Source organism: Tolypothrix sp. VBCCA 56010, assembly GCF_050875635.1.
In the GTDB taxonomy this organism is placed as follows: domain Bacteria; phylum Cyanobacteriota; class Cyanobacteriia; order Cyanobacteriales; family Nostocaceae; genus Hassallia.
This window is the reverse complement of the sequence record NZ_JBPAOH010000122.1, coordinates 1-24,170: the sequence shown is the minus strand read 5'-3', so window position 1 is coordinate 24,170 and position 24,170 is coordinate 1. Positions and strand designations below refer to the sequence as shown.

21 protein-coding genes are annotated in these 24,170 nt (G+C 40.2%); 15 read left to right on the top strand and 6 right to left on the bottom strand.

The features are described 5' to 3' along the window. Positions 1 to 141: 141 nt before the first annotated feature. The 4 genes from AABK37_RS30190 (at position 142) to AABK37_RS30175 (ending at position 5,123) form a co-directional block, all read left to right on the top strand. Positions 142 to 1,020 (top strand): hypothetical protein, encoded by an 879-nt coding sequence (locus AABK37_RS30190; protein WP_432555177.1) that lies wholly within the window; start codon positions 142 to 144, stop codon positions 1,018 to 1,020. A 268-nt stretch (positions 1,021 to 1,288) separates the two neighbouring features. Further along, entirely contained in the window at positions 1,289 to 2,104 is an 816-nt protein-coding gene (locus AABK37_RS30185; protein ID WP_432555176.1) for a ParA family protein, read from the top strand. Beyond that, on the top strand, positions 2,101 to 3,234 hold the full coding sequence (locus AABK37_RS30180) for a ParB/RepB/Spo0J family partition protein (protein ID WP_432555175.1): 1,134 nt from the start codon (positions 2,101 to 2,103) through the stop codon (positions 3,232 to 3,234). Before AABK37_RS30185 ends, AABK37_RS30180 begins: the two co-directional genes overlap by 4 nt. A 179-nt stretch (positions 3,235 to 3,413) precedes the next feature. Continuing rightward, the gene (locus AABK37_RS30175) at positions 3,414 to 5,123 is read left to right on the top strand and encodes a DEAD/DEAH box helicase (protein WP_432555174.1); all 1,710 of its coding nucleotides are present in this window, start codon (positions 3,414 to 3,416) and stop codon (positions 5,121 to 5,123) included. Between the two features lie 343 nt (positions 5,124 to 5,466). On the opposite strand, the gene AABK37_RS30170 is transcribed toward AABK37_RS30175, so the two are convergent. Beyond that, complete coding sequence (locus AABK37_RS30170) at positions 5,467 to 6,078, bottom strand: hypothetical protein (RefSeq protein ID WP_432555173.1); 612 nt, start codon at positions 6,076 to 6,078, stop codon at positions 5,467 to 5,469. A gap of 523 nt (positions 6,079 to 6,601) precedes the next feature. Here AABK37_RS30170 and AABK37_RS30165 point away from each other — a divergent pair. The 3 genes from AABK37_RS30165 (at position 6,602) to AABK37_RS30155 (ending at position 12,240) form a co-directional block, all read left to right on the top strand. Then, a complete protein-coding gene (locus AABK37_RS30165; RefSeq protein ID WP_432555172.1) occupies positions 6,602 to 7,648 on the top strand; it encodes a hypothetical protein in 1,047 nt (348 codons plus the stop codon). A 345-nt stretch (positions 7,649 to 7,993) separates the two neighbouring features. Then, entirely contained in the window at positions 7,994 to 11,830 is a 3,837-nt protein-coding gene (locus tag AABK37_RS30160; RefSeq protein ID WP_432555171.1) for an nSTAND1 domain-containing NTPase, read from the top strand. Positions 11,831 to 12,051: 221 nt separating this feature from the next. Beyond that, on the top strand, positions 12,052 to 12,240 hold the full coding sequence (locus AABK37_RS30155; RefSeq protein WP_432555170.1) for a hypothetical protein: 189 nt from the start codon (positions 12,052 to 12,054) through the stop codon (positions 12,238 to 12,240). A 158-nt stretch (positions 12,241 to 12,398) separates the two neighbouring features. On the opposite strand, the gene AABK37_RS30150 is transcribed toward AABK37_RS30155, so the two are convergent. Then, complete coding sequence (locus tag AABK37_RS30150) at positions 12,399 to 12,671, bottom strand: XisI protein (RefSeq protein ID WP_432555178.1); 273 nt, start codon at positions 12,669 to 12,671, stop codon at positions 12,399 to 12,401. Positions 12,672 to 12,727: 56 nt separating this feature from the next. After that, positions 12,728 to 13,138, bottom strand: a complete 411-nt coding sequence (locus AABK37_RS30145) for a XisH family protein (protein WP_432555169.1) — start codon at positions 13,136 to 13,138, stop codon at positions 12,728 to 12,730. Positions 13,139 to 13,591: 453 nt separating this feature from the next. Here AABK37_RS30145 and AABK37_RS30140 point away from each other — a divergent pair, with 453 nt between their 5' ends. The 3 genes from AABK37_RS30140 (at position 13,592) to AABK37_RS30130 (ending at position 20,017) form a co-directional block, all read left to right on the top strand. Further along, positions 13,592 to 14,275, top strand: coding sequence for a hypothetical protein (locus tag AABK37_RS30140; RefSeq protein ID WP_432555168.1), 684 nt, complete (start codon positions 13,592 to 13,594; stop codon positions 14,273 to 14,275). Positions 14,276 to 14,317: 42 nt separating this feature from the next. Next, entirely contained in the window at positions 14,318 to 15,259 is a 942-nt protein-coding gene (locus AABK37_RS30135; RefSeq protein WP_432555167.1) for a DUF1822 family protein, read from the top strand. A gap of 144 nt (positions 15,260 to 15,403) precedes the next feature. After that, entirely contained in the window at positions 15,404 to 20,017 is a 4,614-nt protein-coding gene (locus tag AABK37_RS30130) for an nSTAND1 domain-containing NTPase (protein ID WP_432555166.1), read from the top strand. 2 nt (positions 20,018 to 20,019) lie between these two features. On the opposite strand, the gene AABK37_RS30125 is transcribed toward AABK37_RS30130, so the two are convergent. Then, positions 20,020 to 20,511 (bottom strand): DUF3368 domain-containing protein, encoded by a 492-nt coding sequence (locus AABK37_RS30125; protein ID WP_432555165.1) that lies wholly within the window; start codon positions 20,509 to 20,511, stop codon positions 20,020 to 20,022. Beyond that, positions 20,508 to 20,756, bottom strand: coding sequence for a UPF0175 family protein (locus AABK37_RS30120; protein ID WP_335183729.1), 249 nt, complete (start codon positions 20,754 to 20,756; stop codon positions 20,508 to 20,510). Before AABK37_RS30120 ends, AABK37_RS30125 begins: the two co-directional genes overlap by 4 nt. A 220-nt stretch (positions 20,757 to 20,976) precedes the next feature. Between AABK37_RS30120 and AABK37_RS30115 the strand changes: the two genes are divergently transcribed. The 5 genes from AABK37_RS30115 to AABK37_RS30095 all read left to right on the top strand — a co-directional run bounded on the left by AABK37_RS30115 (position 20,977) and on the right by AABK37_RS30095 (position 23,678). After that, complete coding sequence (locus AABK37_RS30115) at positions 20,977 to 21,225, top strand: DUF433 domain-containing protein (RefSeq protein ID WP_432555164.1); 249 nt, start codon at positions 20,977 to 20,979, stop codon at positions 21,223 to 21,225. Further along, complete coding sequence (locus tag AABK37_RS30110; protein WP_432555163.1) at positions 21,226 to 21,576, top strand: DUF5615 family PIN-like protein; 351 nt, start codon at positions 21,226 to 21,228, stop codon at positions 21,574 to 21,576. Positions 21,577 to 21,595: 19 nt separating this feature from the next. Then, positions 21,596 to 21,790, top strand: a complete 195-nt coding sequence (locus AABK37_RS30105; RefSeq protein ID WP_432555162.1) for a hypothetical protein — start codon at positions 21,596 to 21,598, stop codon at positions 21,788 to 21,790. A gap of 232 nt (positions 21,791 to 22,022) precedes the next feature. Then, positions 22,023 to 22,586: a hypothetical protein gene (locus AABK37_RS30100; protein ID WP_432555161.1), complete on the top strand. Its 564-nt coding sequence runs from the start codon at positions 22,023 to 22,025 to the stop codon at positions 22,584 to 22,586. 189 nt (positions 22,587 to 22,775) lie between these two features. Next, positions 22,776 to 23,678 (top strand): M48 family metallopeptidase, encoded by a 903-nt coding sequence (locus AABK37_RS30095; RefSeq protein WP_432555160.1) that lies wholly within the window; start codon positions 22,776 to 22,778, stop codon positions 23,676 to 23,678. A 41-nt stretch (positions 23,679 to 23,719) separates the two neighbouring features. On the opposite strand, the gene AABK37_RS30090 is transcribed toward AABK37_RS30095, so the two are convergent. Continuing rightward, complete coding sequence (locus AABK37_RS30090) at positions 23,720 to 24,094, bottom strand: hypothetical protein (RefSeq protein ID WP_432555159.1); 375 nt, start codon at positions 24,092 to 24,094, stop codon at positions 23,720 to 23,722. Positions 24,095 to 24,170 lie beyond the last annotated feature (76 nt).

Genomic DNA, 24,170 nt, shown 5'->3' with positions numbered 1-24,170 from the left:
GGGGGAGGGCTTGCACCTCCATCCTGTCTGGAGTTCAACCATTTCTGGCTGGTTAGCTTATGTCTGGACTGGTTACCAGGATTCGGCTAACAACGAATCGCACCCCAACGTTGGGTGATAGCAGAAGGCAAGAAACTGGCTATGTTTAATAGTGAATCACCCCAACTGCCCACTGGCACAGAAGCTGTGGCAACAATCACTTCTCCCCCCAGTGCCTCAGTCATTATCACTTCCAGCAAAGGCAATCAGTTAAAGGTAGGGCAGATTAAAAAGTATGCCTTTGCCTCGCGCTCGTTTCAAGGAGAATCATGCACCGTCTCGATTGGGTTCAAATCTAACTCTGACCATCGTAAACCGCCTACACCCCTTGCCCTAGTTAATGGCAAAGCCTTGGGGGTTATTGATAAAGATTCGTTTGCAGTACTAAGTCAAAAGGTGCAAGCCGCTAATCAATCGATAGAAAGCTTGAAATTTAATGCCACCATTCAATCTGCCCCGGCAACAACCGCCCATCTAATTATTGATCCAACGACTGTCAAGTATCCCCAAGAGTGGACAAATGAAGATGCGACCCCAGAAAGCGAAATCATTAAAACTGAACTCAAAAAGGAAGCTCAAGGTGTCAACACCAACACTCATGCGACGCAAGAAAGCGAAATCATTAAAACTGAACCTTTAATTGATGTCACACCAACGCCCAATGAACCCACAGAACTTACCCCTACTCCCATTACAATTCGTGAAAAATGGGAGCAAAATTTAATCACCGCCAGCCTCAAAGCGATTCGCGCCTTGCCCCATAATCAAAATGCCATTATTCAAACGGCTCCTGTCGGCAGTAAACACACTGCTATTTATTCAACATCAAATAACACATTGCAAATCATTAACGATCAACAGCAAGTAGTTTACCAAGCGACAAGGGATCAAACAGCCACAATTAACCACCTCACAGAAAAGCAAAAATCTTATTGGCAAACTTCCACAAGTAAAAATCAACAGTCCCAATCCGAACGCTAATTATTTGGTTGCACTTGCTCATCAAAGCATCTTTATATAGCAGTTCTCACTTATATTAAATACACATCTCTTGTGGGGTGGGCATCTTGCCATTGGCATCTCGCCCGCTCAGGACAGGCGAGACATCTGTCCGAAAAGAAAATATTAAGTGTATTGGACTAAAGTGATAACCGCTATATTTTTAACTTTCTATTTCAAATCCTCAGATATCGATATATGATGTCCACCTCTTGATATATGATGCTGAAATAGCATTTAAATAAAAACCATGCAAGTTCGACTAGCTGTGATCAGCAATGCCGGTGGCAGTGGTAAAACTACACTTTCAGTTCATTTAGCCTACGAATTGGCAAAACGCTCCTTATCTGTAGCCCTCATGGATCTTGACCCCCAAGGGTCTTTGACACTATTTTGTGGTTTGTCTCCCCCAGAACCAGAACATACGCTATCCGCTGTGCTGCAAGATAACTTTGATGGTTCTTGGCCCTTAACTCCCTGTTGGACAGAACATACAGATAAAGTAGTTATTTGTCAAGGCGGGATGGTACTGACGCAAACGGCAGATGAACTGGTGTTGCATAAACGAGGAGCCTACCTTTTGGGAGACTGCTTAACTGACTATCCACTGGAGCATGACCTGATTATCTTTGATTGCCCAGCTACCCTCGGTCCTTTGCCTTTAATGGCTTTGGCTGCTTGTACTCACATCGTTATTCCCGTGCAACTAGAGCCAAAGTCGATTCAAGGAGCAGCACATTTACTGGAATGGTATTACTACCACTGCAAGCACCTACGTTTAAAACCGACTCCAGAAATAATCGGATTTGTCCCCAACCAATATGATTCCCGACGAGCGACGCATCGGCAGATGTTGGCTGCATTGCCATCTCAGTTGGAGCAAATGAATATCCGTGCATTTGGTGCTATTCGCGATAGTGCTGAATTTGTCAATGCCAGTGGACAAGGATTACCCCTACATATTCACCGTCCCAGCCATCCTGCTAAAAGTGATTTTAAAGAAATTGCTTCATATCTTGCAAATCTAATTGGAAATCAAAATAAGACAAGAGGTAAGAAATCATGACTGCGCGTAAAGCGACTGACCTCACCAATTATTTTTCAGCAGCCAAGCAGTCTCAGCAGTTATCTGAAGCCGAGGAGGAACTCCAGCGATTAAGAGCAGAAATTGAAGAACTTCGTTCTTCCGGTGCGGCTGAGTTAGAAGAACAACTAGCTACGCTGCGTAAGCAACTCCAATCACAATCAGGTATCCTTTCGATTTCAGTTGAGCAAATTGAACCGAACCCAGAGCAACCCAGACAAACATTTTTGCCCGAAAGTATCGAATCGATGTCCCGTTCTTTGGCAGAGGATGGACAATTACAGCCAATTATCCTAATTCAGCGTGAAAACCTAGTGCTATTCGATGGAGAGCGACGCTGGCGTAGTGCTAAAGCCTTGGGTTGGCAAAATCTTCAAGCTGTGATAATTCCAGAACCTGCAAGCTTGCACCGCAAAGCGCTACTGACCTCGTTGCATCGAGAAGACCTGAATCCCCTCGATAAAGCTGAGGCGATTGTACGAGAATTGGCTAATAATACTGATTTAGAGCAAGTGGACATTCCCCGTATTCTTTCAACAGTCGTGCGACGGTTAAATGCACAAAAAAAGATGAACTCTGTTGTAGAACTGATGACGGCTGAAAATGCAGAGCAACAGTTAGGTTTAGCGGCTTTGGGTTTAAGTGACTCAGAACAAGCAGTGTTGGGTTTACTGTTGGATTTACAGCTTAATCCTGCCTCTATTGATGCCAACGTTTTTCCGATGCTATCTCTAGCATCCGACCTCAAAGTTGCCATCAGAAGTGGACTAAAAGGTGTTCATGCAATGGCGTTACAAAAACTTTCGCCCAAAAATTTGGGAGTAAGTGAAGAAGAAGCGCAGTCAATTAGGGTTACAACGACACAGAAAGTTATGACAGAAAAGTTATCTGCTAGTGCCACCCGAAAATTAGTAAGTGAAGTGATAGCTTCACAGGTACAGTCATCATCAACGTCTGAAGCAAAGATTAAACCCGTGTCACAGTCTTGCCGTCGGCTGCAAAAACTCTCCTTAGAGTCGTTGAAGAAAGCTGAACGAAATCAACTAATAGAGTTTCAAGAAGTCCTACGTCAAAAGTTAGCAGAAATCGAAGAAGTTTTGAAACAAAAGTAAGTAAGATTTGTCCCGTATGCGTACTATAATCCTAATTTTGAATTCAGGATTCTTAAGCTGTCATGCCTATAATTCAAATATTTTTAACTTTAGGAAAAAAGCACGGAGCAGGAGTTGCTCTTTTCAAAGAGTTTCCCAGTTGCCAATCCCTAGCCCCCAGTCCCTAGTAGTGGTGCATTATGGATACAAACTATACATTCAAATTTAACTCCTCCATTGCCTTAGAAGCACTCAAAGCTGGTGACTACGATCCATTCAATTTCTACGAGGCGCGTCTAGAACTCTTCAACCTGTCCATCATGGCGGACTATGACCAATTAGTGTGCCTGCCGACACTCACTGCCATTGATAAATACTGGTATCAAATTGAAACAGCCAGAAAAGTCCTCAGACAACTTGGCGGACGTGCATTGCTAGCGGATGAAGTTGGATTGGGCAAAACTATAGAAGCTGGACTAATAATAGCTGAATACCTGGCAAGAGGCATGGTTAAATCGCTATTGGTACTGACTCCCGCATCCTTAGTTTCCCAGTGGCAACTAGAATTAAATGATAAATTTAACATCACCAGTATTACAACAGACGATCGCGATCCGCAACAACAAGTAGAAGAATTCTGGACAAAGAATCCCCGAATTATCGCTTCCCTCAACACCGCAAAATCTGCCAAACATTTCTCTGTTGTCACCAACCGCACTTGGGATTTGGTAGTCGTAGATGAAGCGCACCATCTGAAAAATCGCACTACCCTTAACTGGAAACTCGTCAACGCTCTCAACAAGCGATTTATCCTTATGCTGACTGCGACACCAATACAGAACTCGCTTGTGGAATTGTTTAATCTCCTCACCCTCCTTAAACCAGGGTTGTTGCAAACTGAAGCTGCTTTCAAAAAAGAATATGTCGATTCCAAAAATGGACGAGTCCCTAAAAATCCGGAAAAACTGCGATCGCTAATGCGGGAAGTCATGGTGCGAAATACCCGCGCACTTGTAGATGTTAAACTACCTAAACGCTTTGCTACCACCATTACCGTTACCCCGTCTAGTGGGGAACAGAAACTTTACCACGACTTAAGCGAATACCTGCGTTTATCATCAGATCAACTCGATAGACTCTCCCGCACCAATTTACTAATGCGGGCTGGTTCTTCCCCTGGTGCTTTGGCTGACTCTCTCAAACAACTCACCAAACGTTTACCCCATGAAGAACTCAAATCTTTGGCAAGACGTGCTGCTCAAGTTAAGCAGGTGGAGAAAGCGAAAGCATTGGTAGAAATGCTCTTAAAATCTCGCCAGAAAACCTTAGTTTTCACCACTCATAAAGCAACCAGTGCTTATTTAGCCCAAACATTGCGAGCCGCAGATATACCTTTTGCAGAATTTCAAGGTGGGATGTCTCTGAAAGATAAAGATGCAGCGATCGCTGAGTTTCGAGACACAGTTTCTGTACTTTTAGCATCGGAAACAGGGGGAGAAGGACGTAATATTCAGTTTGCCAATTGCATCGTCAATTACGACTTACCGTGGAACCCGATGAAAATCGAACAGCGCATCGGTCGCATTCACCGCATTGGACAAACCCAGGATGTTTTCATCTTTAATTTTTGTCTCAAAGATAGCATCGAAGAATATATTTTGCGTATACTCCACGACAAAATCAATATGTTCGAGTTAGTCGTAGGAGAGATTGAAACTATCTTGGGTAATGTGGATGATGAATTTGACTTTAGTGAAATCGTCATGGATATTTGGTTGAAACATCAAGCAAAACCAGAATTAGATACAGCTTTTGACCAATTAGCAGATAATTTATTAAAAGCTAAAGGACAGTACCAGCAAACTCAGGAACTAGACGAGCAGATTTTTGGTGAGGATTTTGAAGCGTAAACTACCCAATATATCATGACAGGCTTATTAAATATATTGTAGAGACGTTCCGGAACGAACGTCTCTACGAGGGTTACGATGTTTTTATTAGTGTTAATTAACCGGACATGATATTAGCAACCCTCGTCTACTTGGAACGTATTTTTGTATAAGGTATGGAAAATTTTCCATACCTTTGTCTGCGTGCGAGTTGGTCAGTAATTATAAGCGGTAAGCAGCAGATTGCATTGTCGTTATTTAATTAGATGTTCTTCTTTCATATCCTTCGCAGTCGGCTTGCCTATAAGTTATGCAAAGAGGAAAATGTGCCATGTTTGAGCTACACTGTAGGAAATGACATCAACTATAGATTGTTAATTTGTAACTCACACTGTTGGAAAATATAGTTAACCGCAGCAAACAACTTATCTAATTCCTCAATTGTATAAAGATTTCTACTTCTAGTAAAAATATCTGCATTTAGCTTGCCAAACTGCCATACTTTACCATTAGAAACAATCCCAAAAACAGTCTTTTCTAAATTATCATTAATCCGTTGGACTGCTATCATTTCCGCAAGACACTGACCCCATCCTTCTTCAAACTTGTTTTGTTTTGCCTCAACTGCCAAAAAATAGGGCTTATCAAAAACAATAGTAGCGAGGGGATTTCGCTGCGTCACTATATAATCAGGGACAGGGGATAAATCTTCATCGTAAATTAATGTCTGGTGACTCCAAAGCGTTAGTTTGCTCCGATAAAATTTCCATACTTCTTTCAAAACAGGATAGATGAGATTTTCACAGATAGCAGATTCGGAATTGTCAATAACTCCATCTGTGAATAATAAATCTAGTTCTGATTTGAAATCATCTTTAACTGGGAATTCTTTTTCGATAACAAAATTAGTTTGCACATACTTTATTTGAAACTTTTTCAGAACTGCGCTAATACTTTTGTAATTGCTAAATGGCATGGTAATTTACCTTTGCTTTAAAAACTCTGCCTTGCGCTAGTTCCGCAAGTAGCATATTTAAAATATTTTTGAAACTGACATTACTAACGTAGCATTCATACTGTAAGACACCGGAAGATTACCGATTTAAAAAATATTACTAGGCGCAGAGAATACAGAGGGAGGAGGTAGAATTTGAGGTAATTTCAGACTAATTTGGGAGTATTTGGTGAGGTGAGAGTCTCTCCAATACGGCTTGGGTAATGAATGGTGCCTTCAACTGTGCTGGCAATGTGGAGGCTTCGCACTCGTGGCGGCAGGCGATCGCATTGCTCTTAATTTATAATTAACAAGCGAACAAATAAACAGATTCAAGCCAATTATTAACAACCATATACCGCATAAAGGCAGTGGGGATTAGGAATTGGAGAAGAGGGTATATGTAAGAATTCTTGCAACATGATTTTTTCTGACGCTGTTCCCAGTCCCCAATCCCTTTTATTCCCCAGTACCCAATCCCCAATCCCCAATCCCCAGTACCCAGATGATATCAGATCCGATTCTTTCAACTCTATCAAAACTGGTATCCCTATATGATGGTGTTGCCGAACCTGATGGTGATAACCAGATGATGGTGATGTTGACTGCCAACATTGCCAAACAGTTGGAATTGCCCGAAGAAGTAACACTTTCAACCAAAGCTGATGTAGACAAGAGTGTATTTGTCACCTATCACTCAGAATTGCTGAGTCGATTTTCGCGGATTTTGGGAAATCGGGGAACAGTGAGTGCGATCGCTATCAATTACGATGGCTATCTGAAAACCAGCGGATTCGAGAAACAACTTCTGCAAACTCTAAAACCTCAGAACGGCTTAATTCGTTTTCTGGAGGCAAAACCGGAGACAACCCGTTATTTGTGGTGTCATGTAGCGTATACTGCTGAAGCCGATGAAAAAAGAGTCGGCATGGTTTCGTTTATTATCAATGAACTGACTTTAGTTACACCAGTTGATATTGGTGATGCACTATTTTGGGAATCTGACCGTATTGTGGTGGAACACCCAGAAGCAATTTCAGAAAGAAAGAGTGAGGAAATTTCACTCATTATTGAACATACTTCTGCTCAACTGGTACAATCTGACCTGAAAAATTGGCAGGCGAAATTATCTAGGGCAAAAGCTAGAGATGAAGAGCGATTAAAAACATATTACAACACCATAGCTGTAGAAATTCAAAATCGGATTCAATCCCGCCAGTTGGAAGGAGAAGGGAAAGAAAGAGAATTGGCTCGGATGGAAGCTACTAATAAAGAGCTAGAGCGCAAATTGGCTGACTTAGAAGAGCGGTATTCTCTAAAAGTGTCAGCTGATTTATATAGTGTAATGGTAGTTGAGCTGCCCACGGTTCATCTAAAGTGCGAATTAGTTCGCAAAAAAATTAAACGCACCGTCACTGCTGTTTGGAACCCCTTCACCAAAATCATTGAACCATTGCGTTGTGAGCGAAGTGGTGTGCCAGTTTATGAGTTTTACCTGGATGATATTAATGCTCAAATTATTGCTCCAGCTGCTTGGAATCAGAAATTGTAAAACGAACCCCAACCGGAACACTGCGGATCATTGATGCTTTGTTCAAGCGATCGCCCTTGGCGGCTCCTAAAGGAGCATCGCGAAATTATTGAATGTAACAAAAGCACCAAGCCGAAATTTATCAAAAACTTTGCGTAAAAACTCTTCTCCTCATTCGTATAAGGGATTGAGGTGTTCTAGGATCTCAACTCGGATGGCTTAGTAAAATTATATACAGAAAAATTCAAACCTTTGCTACTTGTACGCGTTGCGCTTATCAGATTACTCTTTGTGTCATAAAATACCAATAATGTCCGCTTGTCCAGCCAATTCGTCAATTAAAAAATCAAGAAATTTGCATCGACTATGAAAAAGTTAGTTATCCTTCAATTTGATGGTGAATTTTCTACAGGATATAAAGTAACGTTAGAAGTTGGCGAAGAAGGAAAACGTCCTGACTTGAGAATTAGAGGAGAACTACCTCAAGCTATTGATATTATTCAATGTTTTCAAAATTGGCGTGATACTTACCGAAGTTTGTATGGACAAACGCGGGTCAAAAAAATTGGCGCTAGGAATGTAAATATTAATGTTCTGAAACAGAAATGCAATGAGCGATCGCAAAACTTACTTAATTCTTTTAATTCATGGTTGCAATCACAGTCTTTTGAGTCTATCATAAATTGCTTATATCAACAACGTCGAGGTCGGGAAGATGAAATTAGGGTACTTCTTAGTACAGATTGCCAAGAACTACGTAAACTACCTTGGCATTTGTGGAATGGATTTTATGCTATACCTTATTTCCGTATTACACCTTTTGAAGTTGCTTTAAGTGCGCCGGATGCTGAACGCAAAGAACGACCATTTAGAGAAAAGATTAGGATTTTAATTATTCTGGGTGATAGTACGGGAATAAATGTTAAAGCGGATGAACAATTACTGCAACAATATTGTGGTGATGCGGAAATAGTAACCCTTGTGGAACCATTGCGGCAGGAACTAAATAATTATTTACAAGATGAAATTGGTTGGGATATTCTGTTTTTCTCCGGACATTCTCATACTCAGGGGACACAGGGACGAATATTTCTCAATCATGATGATAGTTTAACAATGGCAGAATTGAGAGATACCTTGCTTCCAGCGATCGCCAAAAGATTGCAATTAGCAATTTTTAATTCTTGTGATGGTTTGGGAATCGCAAGAGAGTTAGAAAGTTTGCAGATTCCGCAAGTAATTGTCATGCGCGAACCTGTTCCAGATAAAGTTGCACAGGAGTTTTTAAAGTATTTTTTAAAGTCGTTTACAGGTGGTAGGTCTTTGTGTATTTCTGTTGGGTATGCACGAAGACAATTAGAAATGCTGGAGTCACAATTTCCCTGTGCCAGTTGGTTGCCTGTAATTATTCAAAATCAGTTGGAAATGCCGCCAACATGGCAAAGTTTGGGAATTACTCGCAGTCCATATCGGGGTTTGATGGCATTTCGGGAAGAAGATGCCGAAAATTTCTTTGGACGAGAGGCGTTTGTTGAGCAGTTGGTAATTGATGTTAATCGTAAACCGTTGGTTGCGGTAATTGGTGCGTCTGGTAGTGGTAAATCTTCTGTGGTGTTTGCTGGGTTAATTCCCCAACTGCGGCAGAATAATATTGTAGGGGATAATGGTTGTTCGCCCAATTGGGAGATTATTTTCTTTCGTCCGGGGAAGAACCCTTTTGAGTCTTTGGCTATAGCTTTGGAAGAATCCAGGGGAGCAACGGCAGAATTTATCTCCTCGTCAGATGCTCAAATTTTACGACGTAGACAGGAATTAGAGCTAGAAATTGACTTAAAACACGATATCTGTGCGCTACAAAAAACCATTGAAGATATTCTTCACACCCCATCCCCTACTCATCTTCTGCTAATTGTTGACCAATTTGAGGAAATTTACACCCTTTGTCCAGATGCTCAAGAGCGTCAAATTTTTATTGATGGTTTGTTGAAAGCTGTTAATGATACTCCCCGGTTTACTTTGCTGATTACCTTAAGGGCAGATTTTTTGGGTAAAGCTATGTCTTACCAACCTTTGGGCAAGGCTTTACAAGATTATCCCCCTTCCTTACTTGCACCAATGAACCGTGAGGAATTAGAAAGGGCTATTACTCAACCTGCGGCGAGGTTTTCTGTGGAATTGGAAGAGGGTTTAGTTAATAAGTTAATTGATGATGTCGGTTCGGGGGAAGGAAGTTTACCTTTGCAGCAGTTTGCTTTAACGCAACTGTGGGCAAAACAACGTCCGGGGTTATTGACGCATCAGGCTTATAAAGAAATTGGTGGGGTGACGCAGGCTTTAGCAAATCATGCGGAAACTGTTTATGCTTCGTTGAGTGAGTCGGAGCAGAAAAGAGCGCAACGGGTGTTTATTCAGTTGGTGCAACCGGGGGAAGGTACGGAAGATACCCGGAAGTTGGCGACGAGTGAGGAAGTGGGGGGAGATAATTGGGATTTGGTGACGTTGTTGGCTAACGAGCGTTTGCTGGTAACAAATAGTAATGAGTTAACTGGGGATACGGTGGAAGTTGTGCATGAGGTGTTGATTAGGAATTGGGGACGGTTGCGGGGGTGGATGGATGATAATCGGGAGTTTCGTACTTGGCAAGAACGGTTAAAGGTGGCTTTGCAGCAATGGGAAACAAATGTTTGGGAGGAAGAGGGTTTGTTGCGAGGTGTACCCCTCGTGGAGGCTGAAATCTGGTTACAGAAACGGAGACTAGAAATTAGTTTTGCAGATCAGCAGTTTATTGAGAAAAGTCTGATATTGCATGAAAAGAAAAAAAAGCAAAATAAGCGTCTATTTCGCGGTATTATTTCTGGGTTTCTCGGTGGCTTGATATCAACATTAAGTTTAGTTTTGAGTGTAATTTGGTATCAAAATTATGAAACGAATGCCCAGTTAAAAAATGCTATTTTATCTGCGGAAAAGCTGCTGTTATCTGGTAATCAGTCTGAAGCTTTATTACAAGCTGTTAAGGCAGGTAAAAAGTTTCAAAAATCATCTGGGATACAACCGAAAATAACAATGCGACTTATATCAACCTTGAGTCGAACATTAGCATTTCATGAGTCAATAATGGGTAAGTTATATAGTCCGCTTATAAGCTTTAATATCAGTCCTGATGGTAACACTCTTGCTCTAGCATATGACGACGGGACAATCAAAGTTTGGAGTAAAGATGGTAAGCAATTACACAACTTTAAAGCTGACAAAGCTTACGGAGATATTAGACAGGTTAATTTCAGTCCAGATGGCAACATTATTGCTTCTGTAGACCCTTGGGGAATCAGATTTTGGAGCAAAGACGGTAGAGAATTACAAAGACTTAAAAGAAAAGAAGATTATTCTGGAGAAAGAGAATTTTGGAGCGTCAGTTTCAGTCCAGATGGTAATATTATTGCTTCTGTTAGTAAGGGTATAGAACTTTGGAGCAAAGACGGTAAAAAACTACGAACTCTCGAAGACAGCGAATCGATTTTTTCAGATAACGTCAATTTTAGTCCTGATAATAACACAATAGCTTCTGTTGGTTTTAGTGAGATAACCCTTTGGAGTAAAGATGGTAAAAAACTCCGAACACTCAAAGACAATGATAGTGTATACCATCCAGTCATGAGTTTTAGTCCTGACGGCAAAGCTATTATTTCTGGTAGCGATAAGGGAACAATAACACTTTGGAGCAAAGATGGGAAACAAATGCAAATTAGGCAAGGTCACGATTATAAAGTTATAAAGCTCGGTTTTAGTTATGATGGTAAAACTATTATTTCTGCGGATGAAAAAGGAAGAATCATAATTTGGGACAAAAACCTTAAAAAACTGAGAAGTTTCAGGATCGAAAGTAATACTTTTTTGTCTGATTCAAGTATACAATTTAGCCCGGATGGTAATATAATTGCTCATGTTGATAATAAGATTAAACTTTTTAGTCATGATGGTAGAGAATTGAGAAGCTTTGAAAATGACTTTAAGCTCATTACCATAAATGTTAGCTCTAATGGTAAAATTTTTTCTTCAGTGAAGGGTAATGATAAAATAGTTATATTATATTATGAGCTAGATGAGTTATTAGCAAAAGCCTGCAATAACTTAGATTTTTATCTAAAATATAATGACGTTAAACCAGAAGATAAACACTTATGTGACGATATTTTGGATAAATAAATATTACATTTATATAACAAGATAGTGTTTTTTGATTACATTTACAACAATATAAAAATAACTATATTTGGATGTAATAAAAAAGTGCGATCGCCTACACTGCTATAATTTCAACAGAATAATTATATTTTCCCTTCTCTCAATTATGGAAATCACAAAAATCTCCAATGAAGGACAAGTAATCATTCCCGAACCCGAAGCGAAAATCTCATGGCTGGGAAGTGGGACAGGAACTAATTAATAAGGCAAAATTGGTTGCTCAATTGCTGCAATGGCATTCGCTTTCCTTAGATTTTGCGGATGCTTTTCACCTTGCCAATAGTCAAAATCATACACAATTTTATACTTTTGATGAGAAGTTTATAAAAAGAGCTAAGGGATTAACTACTTGTGAAGTACAGCAACCTTAAGTTTGTAATTTTACCTTTACAACTATCTCAAAATATCTGTATTTGAGTGTAGTTGAAAAAAACGCGATGGGCAAGCCCCGCTGGAAGCGATCGCTATGGCATGATATCATCAAGTTTCAGCTCTAAGCTATATTAATTCTTTCCCGTAGTTTTATTTCTCAAGTTCCGAACTCAGTAAACTGACGCACATAAGGTTCGTGAAATGCCAAAATAATATCTTGCTTAGGTACTCCCATTTCAACCAATCGATTAGCAATTCCTTCTTCCGTACCATCATGTTGAATCCAAATTTTCCCATCTTTAATATCAAGATGTAAAATACAGCCAAAATCGCGTTTATTTCCCCGCCAACCGACATAAAGTAATTGATAGTGGTCTTGCTGTTCGTCGAAAATTGTTTGTACCTCATACTCTTCGGCATTTCGTTGCATCGAAGCTCGCTTTTGCCGTTCGCAAAGAAGATGTCGAATATATTGCCGATATTGTTCTACAGCCATTGACGAATAACCTCCTCTTGTACATCGTAAATCATCAATCGTAATTGATATTTTGCAACTGCCGATGCAATAAATTTACGTTGAAAAAAACTTTCATAAATTGGGACGCGAACAGCTAGATAAAGTTGGCGTTCTGGTTCAATTTTATCTAATGCATCCCGATAGGTTAAAAATTGTCCCAAGGCTGTATGAAATTCTGAAACATTCGATGGACTAATAAAACTTTTAATTTCAACCGCTATTTTTTGTCCCTCTCGCTCTGCTCCTAAAAGTTGCTCCGCTGCTAAATCAATCTCAAAATCTACATCATCCACATTGATTTCATAAGGATCAGCCGTAATTTTCCAACCGTCTTTTTCTAAAGCATTTCTGACAACATTATGAAATCTATCTTTTGCCATAGGAGTTCATTACACTAAAAATTAGGCTGGTTAAAGGTAGATAATACACAATATTCGCTTTAATTTTTATTTTAACTTAGGGGTTAGTTTGGCAGTAATGCCTAAAGATGTGCGATACGTCGGAGGTGTAAGGGCTTTGCGCGATACCTACGGCACACTTCCCTTCTCCTTTGGAGACACTTCGTGAACGGGACGCTCCGCGAACGTGAACGCTCGTAACTGTGTAACCTGATAATACAGAACTAATTGTCAAAGATTTTCCCAAAACCTGCGTAAAAACTCCCCACCTCGTTCGTATAAGGATTTAAAGAGGTAGGGGAAAAAGCATAATGCATTGAAAAGCTCCGTCTTGACATTTTATAGATTTGTATCGACTCACAGCGTGTCACTGTATTTTATGTATTTATGGTTACAACAAATTGCCAAAAATCCGGGGTTCAGCAGGAGATTTCGATGGGTGATGTTTTAGATTATCAACTGCGTCAGCTAGTCAGCGAAGCACAACAACATCCGCTAAAAAGTGCAGAACGACGGAAAGCATTGAATAGATTAATTAAAAAAATTCAGCATTCAGGGAAATTAAAAAACTTTACGCAATGGCAGAATTTACCCGACTTTGAAGAGATTTATCACGAAGCTGAGGCAAAAACCTATGTGGAAATTTGCAACAATCTCGATAATTATCACTCAGAACATAAGGTAATGGCTTGGGTAAATCAAATATTCCAATGGCGATTTCAAGATGTTTTAAGACAAATCAGAAATCGTCCCAGAATATTATCACTCGATGAATTAGATAGTTGTGGTAGCGACTCGGAAAAGCCTACTAGCAAAGAGCTATCTAGAGCTAAAGATGAACTGACAAAGAAATTAATTTCTGAAAGTGAGAATGAAGTTGAAGTATCAGCAGTCATAAATTTTGTTCAAAATGACCCAAAAGGTATTTTACAAAATGCTTATATCGGAGAAGATAAAAATGCCAATTTACAAAAAGTGTTGTTAATGAGATTAGATGAAAAAAAATGGTCAGATATATCAAATAAATTAGGTCATCCAATACCAAGACTTTCGGAGCTATATCAACGCAACATAAAAAAGCGTACAATTATCGATTATTTTCGTAAATATTTACAGTAAACCACAATCATTTACTCTTTCACAACCATATCAAGGATAATTATGAACCTTAATCGCGAGCAAACATCTTTTGCAATTCCTATGAGTAGTAAAGCCCATGAAATAGCTGATAAACGAAGAAAAGGAATATCAAATCCTGAGAAGGCAAAAAAAATCTATCTCAATACTTTAGCTGTATATGCAGTCAATTGTTATCTTGACTGTATGGGTTTTGAAACTAATTGGTCAGATGCGGATAACAGCAATCCTTGGATGCTAAGTTTAATAGATTTGGCTGATTTGGAGGTGAAAAATATTGGCACAATAGAGTGTCGTCCCGTGTTACCAGATGCAGAATATCTAGAAATACCTACTGAGGTGATGACAGATAGAATTAGTTATGTTGCCGTACAGTTTAGCCAATCCTTAAAGTCAGCAACAATTTTAGGTTTTACGACGCAACCAGCAGCAAAAGTTCATATTAGTCAATTGCAATCTGTAGATAAATTACTAGATTATTTGACTCAGAAAGAACAGGCTGCAATAGTTAATCTTCGACAATGGATAGGAAAAACTATAACAGAAGGTTGGCAGACAATTGATGAACTTTTACATCCTCAACAAATCGAATGGATGGGGTGTAGAAGTTTCAGTATCACACGCGGTAAAAAAATTGATTTGGGCTTGGAGTTAAATGGCGAATCTGTTGCTTTAATTGTGACACTTGCACCGGAAAATCAGTCAGCAATAAAAAATCAAGACGAAATTAACATTTTGATACAAGTGTCTCTCACTAAAGATGAGTATATACCTGGGGCAAATGTGTACATACCTGAAAAATTAAAGGTGGCTGTGATTGACGATAAGGGGGAAGAAGTTTTATATACTACTTCTCGACAGAATGATAATTGGATTGAAGTCGAATTTAGCGCCCAATTTGGGGAGAAATTTAATGTAGAACTCATTTTAGGAGAGTCAAAAGTAACACAACAGTTCGTTGTATGATAAGTATATTGCGTAGGGGTGATCGCCTGAAAGCAGCAGCGCTAAGTCCCAAGGGGACACGCTACGCGATCGCTATTGCCCATAGCGTTTCTGCTTTCTTATAGCCATTCGTTCCTACGAACAAAAAATTAATTTACATTGCTTATGAAAAAGTTAGTTATCCTCAAGTTTGATGGTAATATTAATTCCGAACTTCATGTAACTTTAGAAATTGCTAATGACGGAGAAAGAGCTTATCGAACAATCACGGGTAAGTTACCAGGGAATAATACTATTACCCCATTGTTGAATACATGGCACAACACCTATCGCAGTCGGTATGGTCAATTTAGAATTAAAGCTATTCAAGTTCGCAGCATTAATATTCAATCTCTGAATGAAGAGTGCGAAAAGCAATCAATAAACTTACTGGAGAATTTTAATTCTTGGCTCGCACTAGCATCTTTTGACTCAATTGTCAACTCTTTAAAAGAATTAGAACCAGAAAATGAAATCAGAATAATTATTACAACTTCTTGCCATGAATTACGTCAGCTTCCCTGGCATTTGTGGGATATTTTAACTAAGTTTCCACTGGTAGAAGTAGCTTTAAGTTCACCCAATGCTGAACGTGGGGAAAGACCTTACCGAGAAAAAATTAGAATTTTAATTATTTTAGGCGATCGCACCGGAATTAACATACACCAAGATAAACAATATTTGCAAAGTTTCTGTGGCGATGATGCCGAAATTATTTTAATTGACAACCCATCCCGTGAGGACTTAAATAATTACCTGCAAGATAATCTGGGGTGGGATATATTGTTTTTCTCTGGACATTCACAAACTCAAGGAATGCAGGGAAGGATTTATTTAAATAACTGTGATAGTTTGACGATGGCAGAATTGAGAGATGCTTTGCAAGTAGCGATTAAAAGACGATTGCAAATAGCGTTTTTTAATTCCTGCGATGGGTTGGGGATTGCTTACGAATTAGAACAATTGCATATCCCCCAAGTGATTGTCATGCGGGAACCAGTACCGGATAAGGTAGCGCAGGAGTTTTTAAAGTATTTCCTACAACAGTTTACTAGTGGGAAGTCTCTATATATTTCTGTGAGAAATGCGCGGTTGGAGTTAGAAAAACTTGAGTCAGAATTTCCTTGTGCAAGTTGGCTTCCTGTAATTGTCCAAAATCAAACGGAAACTCCACCGACTTGGCAAAGTTTAGGGATAATTTCTTTCTGTCCCTACCAAGGTTTAGAGAAATTTACAGAAGAAAAGGCAAAGTATTTTTTTGGTAGAGATAGGGCGACTTCTGGATTAGTTGCTGCTGTTAATAATAGACCTTTGGTTGCTGTGATTGGTGCTTCGGGAAGCGGGAAGTCATCGCTGGTGTTTGCTGGGTTAATTCCGCAGTTGCGTAGGGATACTGTTAATAATTGGTTGATTATAGCGTTTCGTCCGGGGAAAAATCCTTTTGAATCTTTGGCTGTGGCGTTAGTTTCGGCGTTAAATTTACCGGAAGATGAGCGACGTTTGGTAGAATTGGAAGTTGGTGTAAATTTGAAGGGCGATCGCTCCACGCTACAAAATTTTATCACAGACTTAACCCCCCTACCCCCCTTCCCTTGTAGGGAAGGGGGAAATATGCTCCCCTCCCCTCATAGGGGAGGGGTTGGGGGAGAGGTCACGCGAGTGCTGTTGATAGCCGACCAATTTGAAGAAATTTATACTCTTTGTACGGAATCTGAATCACGCAAAACTTTCTTGGATAGTTTGCTGCAAGCGGTAAAAGATGCACCGTTTTTTACGCTGGTGCTAACCTTGCGGGCAGATTTTTTAACTAGGGCGCTTGATGATTACGAACCTTTTGGTAGGGCGTTGCAGGAGTATCAACTAGAACCTGTTGTGCGGATGAGTCGGGAGGAATTACAGTCAGCCATTACACATCCTGCAACTCAATTGGGCTTTGAGTTTGAGCAGGGTTTAAGCAACACCATAATTAATGATATCCAAGATGGTGATGGGCGTTTGCCGTTGCTGGAGTTTACCCTGACTCAGTTGTGGAAGCAACAGCATTCTGGGAAGTTGACGCATCAGGCGTATAAAAATATTGGCGGTGTGGAGAAAGCGCTGGCGAATTACGCTGATGCGGTTTATGCAGAGTTGAGTGAGTCGGAACGAGAAAAAGCGCAACGGGTGTTTATTCAGTTAGTGCAACCGGGGGAAGGTACGGAAGATACCCGGAAGTTGGCGACGAGTGAGGAAGTGAGGGGAGATAATTGGGATTTAGTGACGCACTTGGCGGATAAGCGGTTGGTGGTGACGAACCGCAATGAGTCTACCAATGAGGAAACGGTGGAGGTTGTGCATGAGGCGTTGATTCGCCATTGGGGACTGTTGCGGGGATGGATGCAGGAGAACCGCAAGTTTCGCATTTGGCAACAAGGGTTGATGGTGGCGTTGCAGCAATGGGTGGATAGTAATAGGGATGATGGGGCTTTGTTGCCGAGTGCGACTTTGGCTGTGGCGGAGTATTGGTTGCAGCAACGGGGTGGGGAAGTTAGTAAACCGCAGCGATGGTTTATTGAGAAGGGTGTGGAGTTGCGGGAGAGGGAGAGGAAGCAGAAACAGAGGTGGCGACTGAGTATTATTGCTGGGTTGGTTTGTGCTTTGCTGGTGATTTCGGGGTTTGCTGCGGTGAGTGAAATTCGCAGAACTGATGCGGAAATTGGTAGATTGAGTGGTAATGCGGAAAAAATTTTTATAGGAAACGATCATGAAGCAGGGTTAACAAAATCAATTAAAGCTGGGAAAATATTACGAGAAAGCATTTGGAAACCTTGGATAGCAAGAGGAACCCAAATGCAAGCAATATCTACATTGCAGCGGGTGCTTAATGAATTTAAAATTAAAACTTTTAAAGGACATACAGTCCGTGTTTTGAGCGTTAGCTTTAGCCCAAATGGCAAAACTATTGCCTCCATATCTGCTGACGAAACGATAAGAATTTGGGATGTCAACAGTGGCAGGGTCATTAAAATTCTTAATAATAGTGTCAGCTTTCTTCCTATCACAATGGAGCAGCTTGGTAGCGTCAGCTTTAGCCCGGATGGCAAAATTCTTGCTTCCGCATCTTGGGACAATACGGTGAAACTTTGGGATATCAACAGTGGTACGGAAATTAAAACCTTGAAAGGGCATACAGGCTGGGTTAATAGCGTCAGCTTTAGCCCGGATGGCAAAATTCTTGCTTCCGCATCAAGTGACAAAACAGTGAAACTTTGGGATATCAACAGTGGTACAGAAATTAAAAACCTTCAAGGGCATACAAGTAGTGTTACTAGCGTCAGCTTTAGCCCGGATGGCAAAACCCTTGCCTCTGCTTCTGCTGACGAAACGGTGAGACTTTGGGATATCAACAGTGGTGGGGTAATTAATACTTTTCAAGGACATACAAGTATTGTTACTAGTGTCAGCTTTAGCCCGGATGGCAAAACTCTTGCCTCTGCTTCTTGGGACCAAACGATAAAACTTTGGGATATCAACAGTGGTACGGAAATTCAAACCTTCAAAGGGCATACAGACTTTGTTAATAGCGTCAGCTTTAGCTCAGATGGCGAAACCCTTGCTTCTGCATCAAGGGATAATACGGTGAAACTTTGGAATATCAACAGTAGTAGGGTAATTCAAACCTTTGAAGGGCATACAGGCAGGGTTAATAGCGTCAGCTTTAGTCCCGATGGCAAAACCCTTACTTCCGCATCTGATGACAATACGGTAAAACTTTGGGATATCAAAAGTGAGGGGAACACTAAAACCCTTCAAGGACATGCAACTGCTTACAATAGCGTCAGCTTTAGCCCGGATGGCAAAACCCTTGCTTCCGCATCTTGGGACGAAACGGTGCAACTTTGGGATATCAACAGTGGTACGGAAATTAAAAACCTTCAAGGGCATACAGACCGGGTTAATAGCGTCAGCTTCAGCCCGGATGGCAAAACCCTTGCTTCCGCATCAAAAGATGGAACGGTGAAACTTTGGGATATCAACAGTGGTCAGGTAATTCAAACCTTGAAAGGGCATAAATACGGGGTTGATAGCGTCAGCTTTAGCCCGGATGGCAAAACCCTTGCTTCTGTAGGTGACATTACGGTGAAACTTTGGGATGTCAACAATGGTCGGGTAATTCACAACCTTGAAGAGTATGCAAGTATGTGTATCTTTAGCCCGGATGGCAAAACCCTTGCTTCCGCATCAAGTGACAAAACGGTGAAACTTTGGGATCTGAACAGTAGTAGGGTAATTCAAACCTTTAAAGGGCATACAGGCAGGGTTAATAGCGTCAGCTTTAGTCCCGATGGCAAAACTCTTGCTTCCGCATCTGATGACGGAACCGTGAAACTTTGGGATATCAACAGTGGTAGAGTAATAACCTTTAAAGGACATACAGCCAGTGTTCGAGGTGTGAGCTTTAGCCCAGATAGTACAACTCTTGCTTCTGCATCTGATGACAACACTGTGAAACTTTGGGATATCAACAGTGGTGGAGTAATTCAAAGCTTTAAAGGGCATATAACCTCTGTTCGTAGCGTCAGCTTTAGCCCGGATGGCAAAACCCTTGCTTCCGCATCTTGGTGGAAAACAATAATTTTGTGGAATCTCGATTTAGATGACTTGCTAGTACAAGGATGCGGATTAATACCAGGCTACCTGCAAAATAACCCCGATGTCAGCGCAGAAGATAGGCGTTTGTGTGATGATATCAAGCGTTGAGGTCATTCACCTCCCCCACCATCTGCAAAATGCGAGTATATAAAGCATCTGCAACTCTGAACCCTGCTGTTGCAATCAACCCATCCATCACAGGTTTGACAGACAATCAATCCTTTTTGTTTCGCTTCAACCAAAACCCCTAACAACCCAGTAATTCGTAATCCTAACCTATCAGCTTCCGCTCTTCCTCGCCGTTCGTCGATAAGTAGTAATTCTGCATTGAGTTCAATTGCTAAAGCTATTGCTTCACATTCACCTTCGTCCAATTGTTGCTCTAACAAAACTGTGATTAGAGAGCGGTTTGTTACATGTCGTACTTCAATCCAATCAAATCTACGTACCTCTACAGAACCAGGAACAGGTGTAGATGTACCTGTAAGTTCCCGATAAACTGCTTCTGGAATCAGGATTTTACTATATAACTGTTGGAGTAAATCTAATTCACCAACAGCAGCAAGACTAGTGATTGGTGAAGTATCACTAATAACAATCACAACCTACCCAATTCCCGCAAATTCTTCAAATCGAGTTCAAAATCTTCTATTTCATAAGAATACAGAGGAATTTTGCGTTCTTGAAGCAACTGTTGAAACTGTATTTTATCCATTTCTGCCAACTTGCTAGCATATCCAAGGGGAAGTTTTCCCGATGCAAACAGCAATAGAGCAATTTCCTGTTTAAATTCAGCTGCTGTCATTCCACTAGCACGCAAAGTATCATCTGATATGATGACGCTCATTTTTCCCTCTTGCTAAAAATTTTAGTGGATTAAATAACGTGAGCATTATCGCTGACGCAATTCAAGTTTGTAGGGATTTTATCTGCACGACTATCTCAATAATAACCCCAATGTCAGCGCAGAAGATAGACGTTTGTGTGATGATATCAAACGTTGAGGGTCAATAGCAATGTTAATTCAATTAAAATAAAAATAAACTTTATACGCCACACCCCAGATAATGACAGACCAGCAATTACTAGAACGTATAGTCCTAAATCCAAAAGTGCTAGCAGGAAAGCCTGTAATTAGAGGAACCCGCTTGAGCGTTGAGTATATTCTTAACCTGCTTGCTCATGATGCAAATGTCGCAGAAATTCTCGAAGAGTACGAAGGGCTGAGTCCCGAAGATATTAAAGCTTGTATTCTGTTTGCTAGTAAATCGCTATCGAATACAACTTTTATGCCGCTCGTGGTAGAAAATACTTAGATGCGCTTTCTGGTAGATGAATGTACGGGGTCAGCCGTTGCTCGTTGGTTGCGTAACCTTGGCTATGAAGTTTTCTCTGTGTATGACGAAGCGCAAGGTATAAGCGATGACGATGTGCTGCAAAAAGCATTTGTCGAGAATTGGATTTTAATTACCAATGATAAAGACTTTGGTGAAAAGATATTTCGAGAAAGCAGTCTTCATAGAGGTGTAATTTTTTTGCGACTGGAAAATGAACGGGCTGTCAATAAAGTCGAAACGCTTAGACGATTGCTGGAAAATTATGCAGATAGACTACCTGAGCAATTTGTGGTCGTCACGGAAAACAGAGTGAGATTTGCATCACCATGATGCACAAAGAATAACCTAAATGTCAGCGAGAGCGATCGGCGTTTGTGTGATGATATCAAGCGAAGAAGAAGTGATGAAACTAGCCTTGGTTGATACCAACATTTTATCTTTATTTTTCCGCAATCAACCCTTGGTAGTTGAAAACTTTAATGCATATATTAAAGAATATGGCAAGAGCAACATCATAGTACTAATATACTATAAATTTGATTAATACGGCTGGTGGCACAAATTTGATGAGTGCGATCGCGTATTCTCACTACACATCTAATCAAATTTGTCAAATATATTCACCGCATTTATTTTTCCCAATACCCAAACCCAAAAAAATTTTTTATCAACTGCGTAATTGCACCTAAATAAATTCGTATTTTCCTATGAAGGGGTTCAAACAATATAACTGACCTCAACAATACCTCGACAATATTCATAGGAGATACATAATCATGAAATCATTGAATTTTACATTGGTAATTCTGATGTTAGGAACTGTAGCTTGCCTTCCCAAAGCACAAGCCATTAACTTATCAAAAACCCAAACTAATCAATCCCAATCGCAATTAGTATTAGCACAAGCCAATACCATTTCTGGATGGAAAAATGTTTCCTCTAGTACTTGGAATTTCTCTGGTATCTTACCCGTTGAACCAGGTGTCATGACAATGAAATTAAATAATGAACATATATTTATGGAGGCACAACTAGCAGAAACCGATGAAAGTAAATATGGGATTTTTTACGGACAGTATCGGATAGATATCAGCCAATTCCAGCCAAACGAATTATTAACTGCATTTGTCAGCGAGTTTCAAGATAAATCTAAAAAAATGCTGGAAACTCGCAACATCTCATTAGGTCGTTATCCTGGTAAAGAATATACATATCAAGAGGGGCAAAAAATTACCAAAGTTAGAGTATTTTTAGCTGGTCAACGCATATATGTACTCTTCGTTGAAAATCCTGCCGTTGGTGACGCTAGTAGATTTTTTAATGCTTTTAAAATTTTGTAGCGGCACAAGTAATTTTTTAAATAATTGTTCTCTTCAATCTTTTTCATTCAAACTTGTAGCGCGGGCATATTGCCCGCTTTTTTAGTAAAAAATATCTAAATATAAAAATCTAAAATGCGTAAAAACACGGTTGTTATATCGTAAACATAATTAAAGGCGTTTAAACGAAGTAAATGGACTTTTACAATTATGGCATCCTCATACATTCGCAGCATCGTTTTCACCACATTAGGTCTTAGCAGCAGCGTTTTACTAAACCTCAATACACCAGGTTTCGCGCAAGCAATAAGTCCATTATCCTCACTTTCAACTACTACAAATTCATCAACTTCCACCTCACGATTACAAGCAAAAAAGAATAATCTGCAATGGTTTTATAGCGTAGCAGAAAGAGTAATTCGTGCTAATGGGCTTGATGACCATCCCTGGCGCTTTCAAATCACTGATGAATATAATATCAATGCCTACGCTGGCGAGTTAAACAAAATCGTAATTTACAAAGGCTTGCTAGACCAAATATATGGTGATGATGCAGCTTTAGCTTTTATTATCAGTCATGAATTAGCCCACCATACACAACGCCATTCTGCACAGCAAGAAGAAGCAGAAGCTAGTTTAAAAGAAAGATTACTCAAAGAAGCAGAAGCAGAATATAACAATTGGATTGCACAAGAACGGGGAAAATCGAAAACTCCCATATCACTCGCTACAAAAGATGTTATCAAACAACGAATTATTATCCAGAAAAAACAAGAATTTGATAAAACCATGCAAGCATTAAGTCGCCAGCATGAATTTCAAGCCGATGAAATCGGTTACACCTATATGATTAGAGCTGGCTATGATGCAAATGGAGGTTTTCGAGTCTTTAACCTGCTTTCGCGCTTACCTTCTAACTACACGGAAAATAGTAGCCATCCACCGACACAACGAAGAATCAATGCTTTAAAGCAGGTAATGAATAAATATTTGTGGTTCTCTTTATGGATAGATGGCAATGAGCGATTAAAAAATAATCCTCAACCACTAAAATTAGATTTATCAGAAGATGGAGTATCTTTGCGAATCAACTCCAGATTTATCTCTCGGTAATTCTTCTATCACTGTTGCTTATAAGGGTGTTTCTCATCTAGCTAATAGTCAAAATTATTCTCAACTTTGTTTTGAGTAAAGCCATTAACTGCGAGATACCGATCACGGTATTTTGACTTTGCCATCTTTGATGCCTGCCGTTTCGTCCATTGTTGCATTCGGGGAACAGCAGGCACATCCTGAAACTTCTTTTGATACCGCTCTATCCCCAGAATCAATGCGATCGCAATAGCAATCTGCTTACAGCAAGACTCTGGATACCGCACCACCTGTTCTTCTGCAAACCGAATTACAATCCAATTACCCTCCAAAAAGAAAGAATTGCGTTGAGAATCTTGGGGCTGGTCTACACAGTGAGTCGGCTTTCTTGAATTATAAGCGTAAGGTTCGTCAACAAGAAGGGTGTGGGGTTGCATGGTTAGGGTGTAAGGGAGAAGACGGCGCACTTCGGGGCGTATGATTAACAGACCAACGCAATCGTCTTAAAAGACG

What these genes read in the sequence shown, in the direction of transcription:
- AABK37_RS30190 (WP_432555177.1), top strand. Translation starts at nt 142, where the DNA reads ATGTTTAATAGTGAATCACCCCAACTGCCCACTGGCACAGAAGCTGTG.
- AABK37_RS30185 (WP_432555176.1), top strand. Translation starts at nt 1,289, where the DNA reads ATGCAAGTTCGACTAGCTGTGATCAGCAATGCCGGTGGCAGTGGTAAA.
- AABK37_RS30180 (WP_432555175.1), top strand. Translation starts at nt 2,101, where the DNA reads ATGACTGCGCGTAAAGCGACTGACCTCACCAATTATTTTTCAGCAGCC.
- AABK37_RS30175 (WP_432555174.1), top strand. Translation starts at nt 3,414, where the DNA reads ATGGATACAAACTATACATTCAAATTTAACTCCTCCATTGCCTTAGAA.
- AABK37_RS30170 (WP_432555173.1), bottom strand. Translation starts at nt 6,078, where the DNA reads ATGCCATTTAGCAATTACAAAAGTATTAGCGCAGTTCTGAAAAAGTTT.
- AABK37_RS30165 (WP_432555172.1), top strand. Translation starts at nt 6,602, where the DNA reads ATGATATCAGATCCGATTCTTTCAACTCTATCAAAACTGGTATCCCTA.
- AABK37_RS30160 (WP_432555171.1), top strand. Translation starts at nt 7,994, where the DNA reads ATGAAAAAGTTAGTTATCCTTCAATTTGATGGTGAATTTTCTACAGGA.
- AABK37_RS30150 (WP_432555178.1), bottom strand. Translation starts at nt 12,671, where the DNA reads ATGCAACGAAATGCCGAAGAGTATGAGGTACAAACAATTTTCGACGAA.
- AABK37_RS30145 (WP_432555169.1), bottom strand. Translation starts at nt 13,138, where the DNA reads ATGGCAAAAGATAGATTTCATAATGTTGTCAGAAATGCTTTAGAAAAA.
- AABK37_RS30140 (WP_432555168.1), top strand. Translation starts at nt 13,592, where the DNA reads ATGGGTGATGTTTTAGATTATCAACTGCGTCAGCTAGTCAGCGAAGCA.
- AABK37_RS30135 (WP_432555167.1), top strand. Translation starts at nt 14,318, where the DNA reads ATGAACCTTAATCGCGAGCAAACATCTTTTGCAATTCCTATGAGTAGT.
- AABK37_RS30130 (WP_432555166.1), top strand. Translation starts at nt 15,404, where the DNA reads ATGAAAAAGTTAGTTATCCTCAAGTTTGATGGTAATATTAATTCCGAA.
- AABK37_RS30120 (WP_335183729.1), bottom strand. Translation starts at nt 20,756, where the DNA reads ATGAGCGTCATCATATCAGATGATACTTTGCGTGCTAGTGGAATGACA.
- AABK37_RS30115 (WP_432555164.1), top strand. Translation starts at nt 20,977, where the DNA reads ATGACAGACCAGCAATTACTAGAACGTATAGTCCTAAATCCAAAAGTG.
- AABK37_RS30110 (WP_432555163.1), top strand. Translation starts at nt 21,226, where the DNA reads ATGCGCTTTCTGGTAGATGAATGTACGGGGTCAGCCGTTGCTCGTTGG.
- AABK37_RS30105 (WP_432555162.1), top strand. Translation starts at nt 21,596, where the DNA reads ATGTCAGCGAGAGCGATCGGCGTTTGTGTGATGATATCAAGCGAAGAA.
- AABK37_RS30100 (WP_432555161.1), top strand. Translation starts at nt 22,023, where the DNA reads ATGAAATCATTGAATTTTACATTGGTAATTCTGATGTTAGGAACTGTA.
- AABK37_RS30095 (WP_432555160.1), top strand. Translation starts at nt 22,776, where the DNA reads ATGGCATCCTCATACATTCGCAGCATCGTTTTCACCACATTAGGTCTT.
- AABK37_RS30090 (WP_432555159.1), bottom strand. Translation starts at nt 24,094, where the DNA reads ATGCAACCCCACACCCTTCTTGTTGACGAACCTTACGCTTATAATTCA.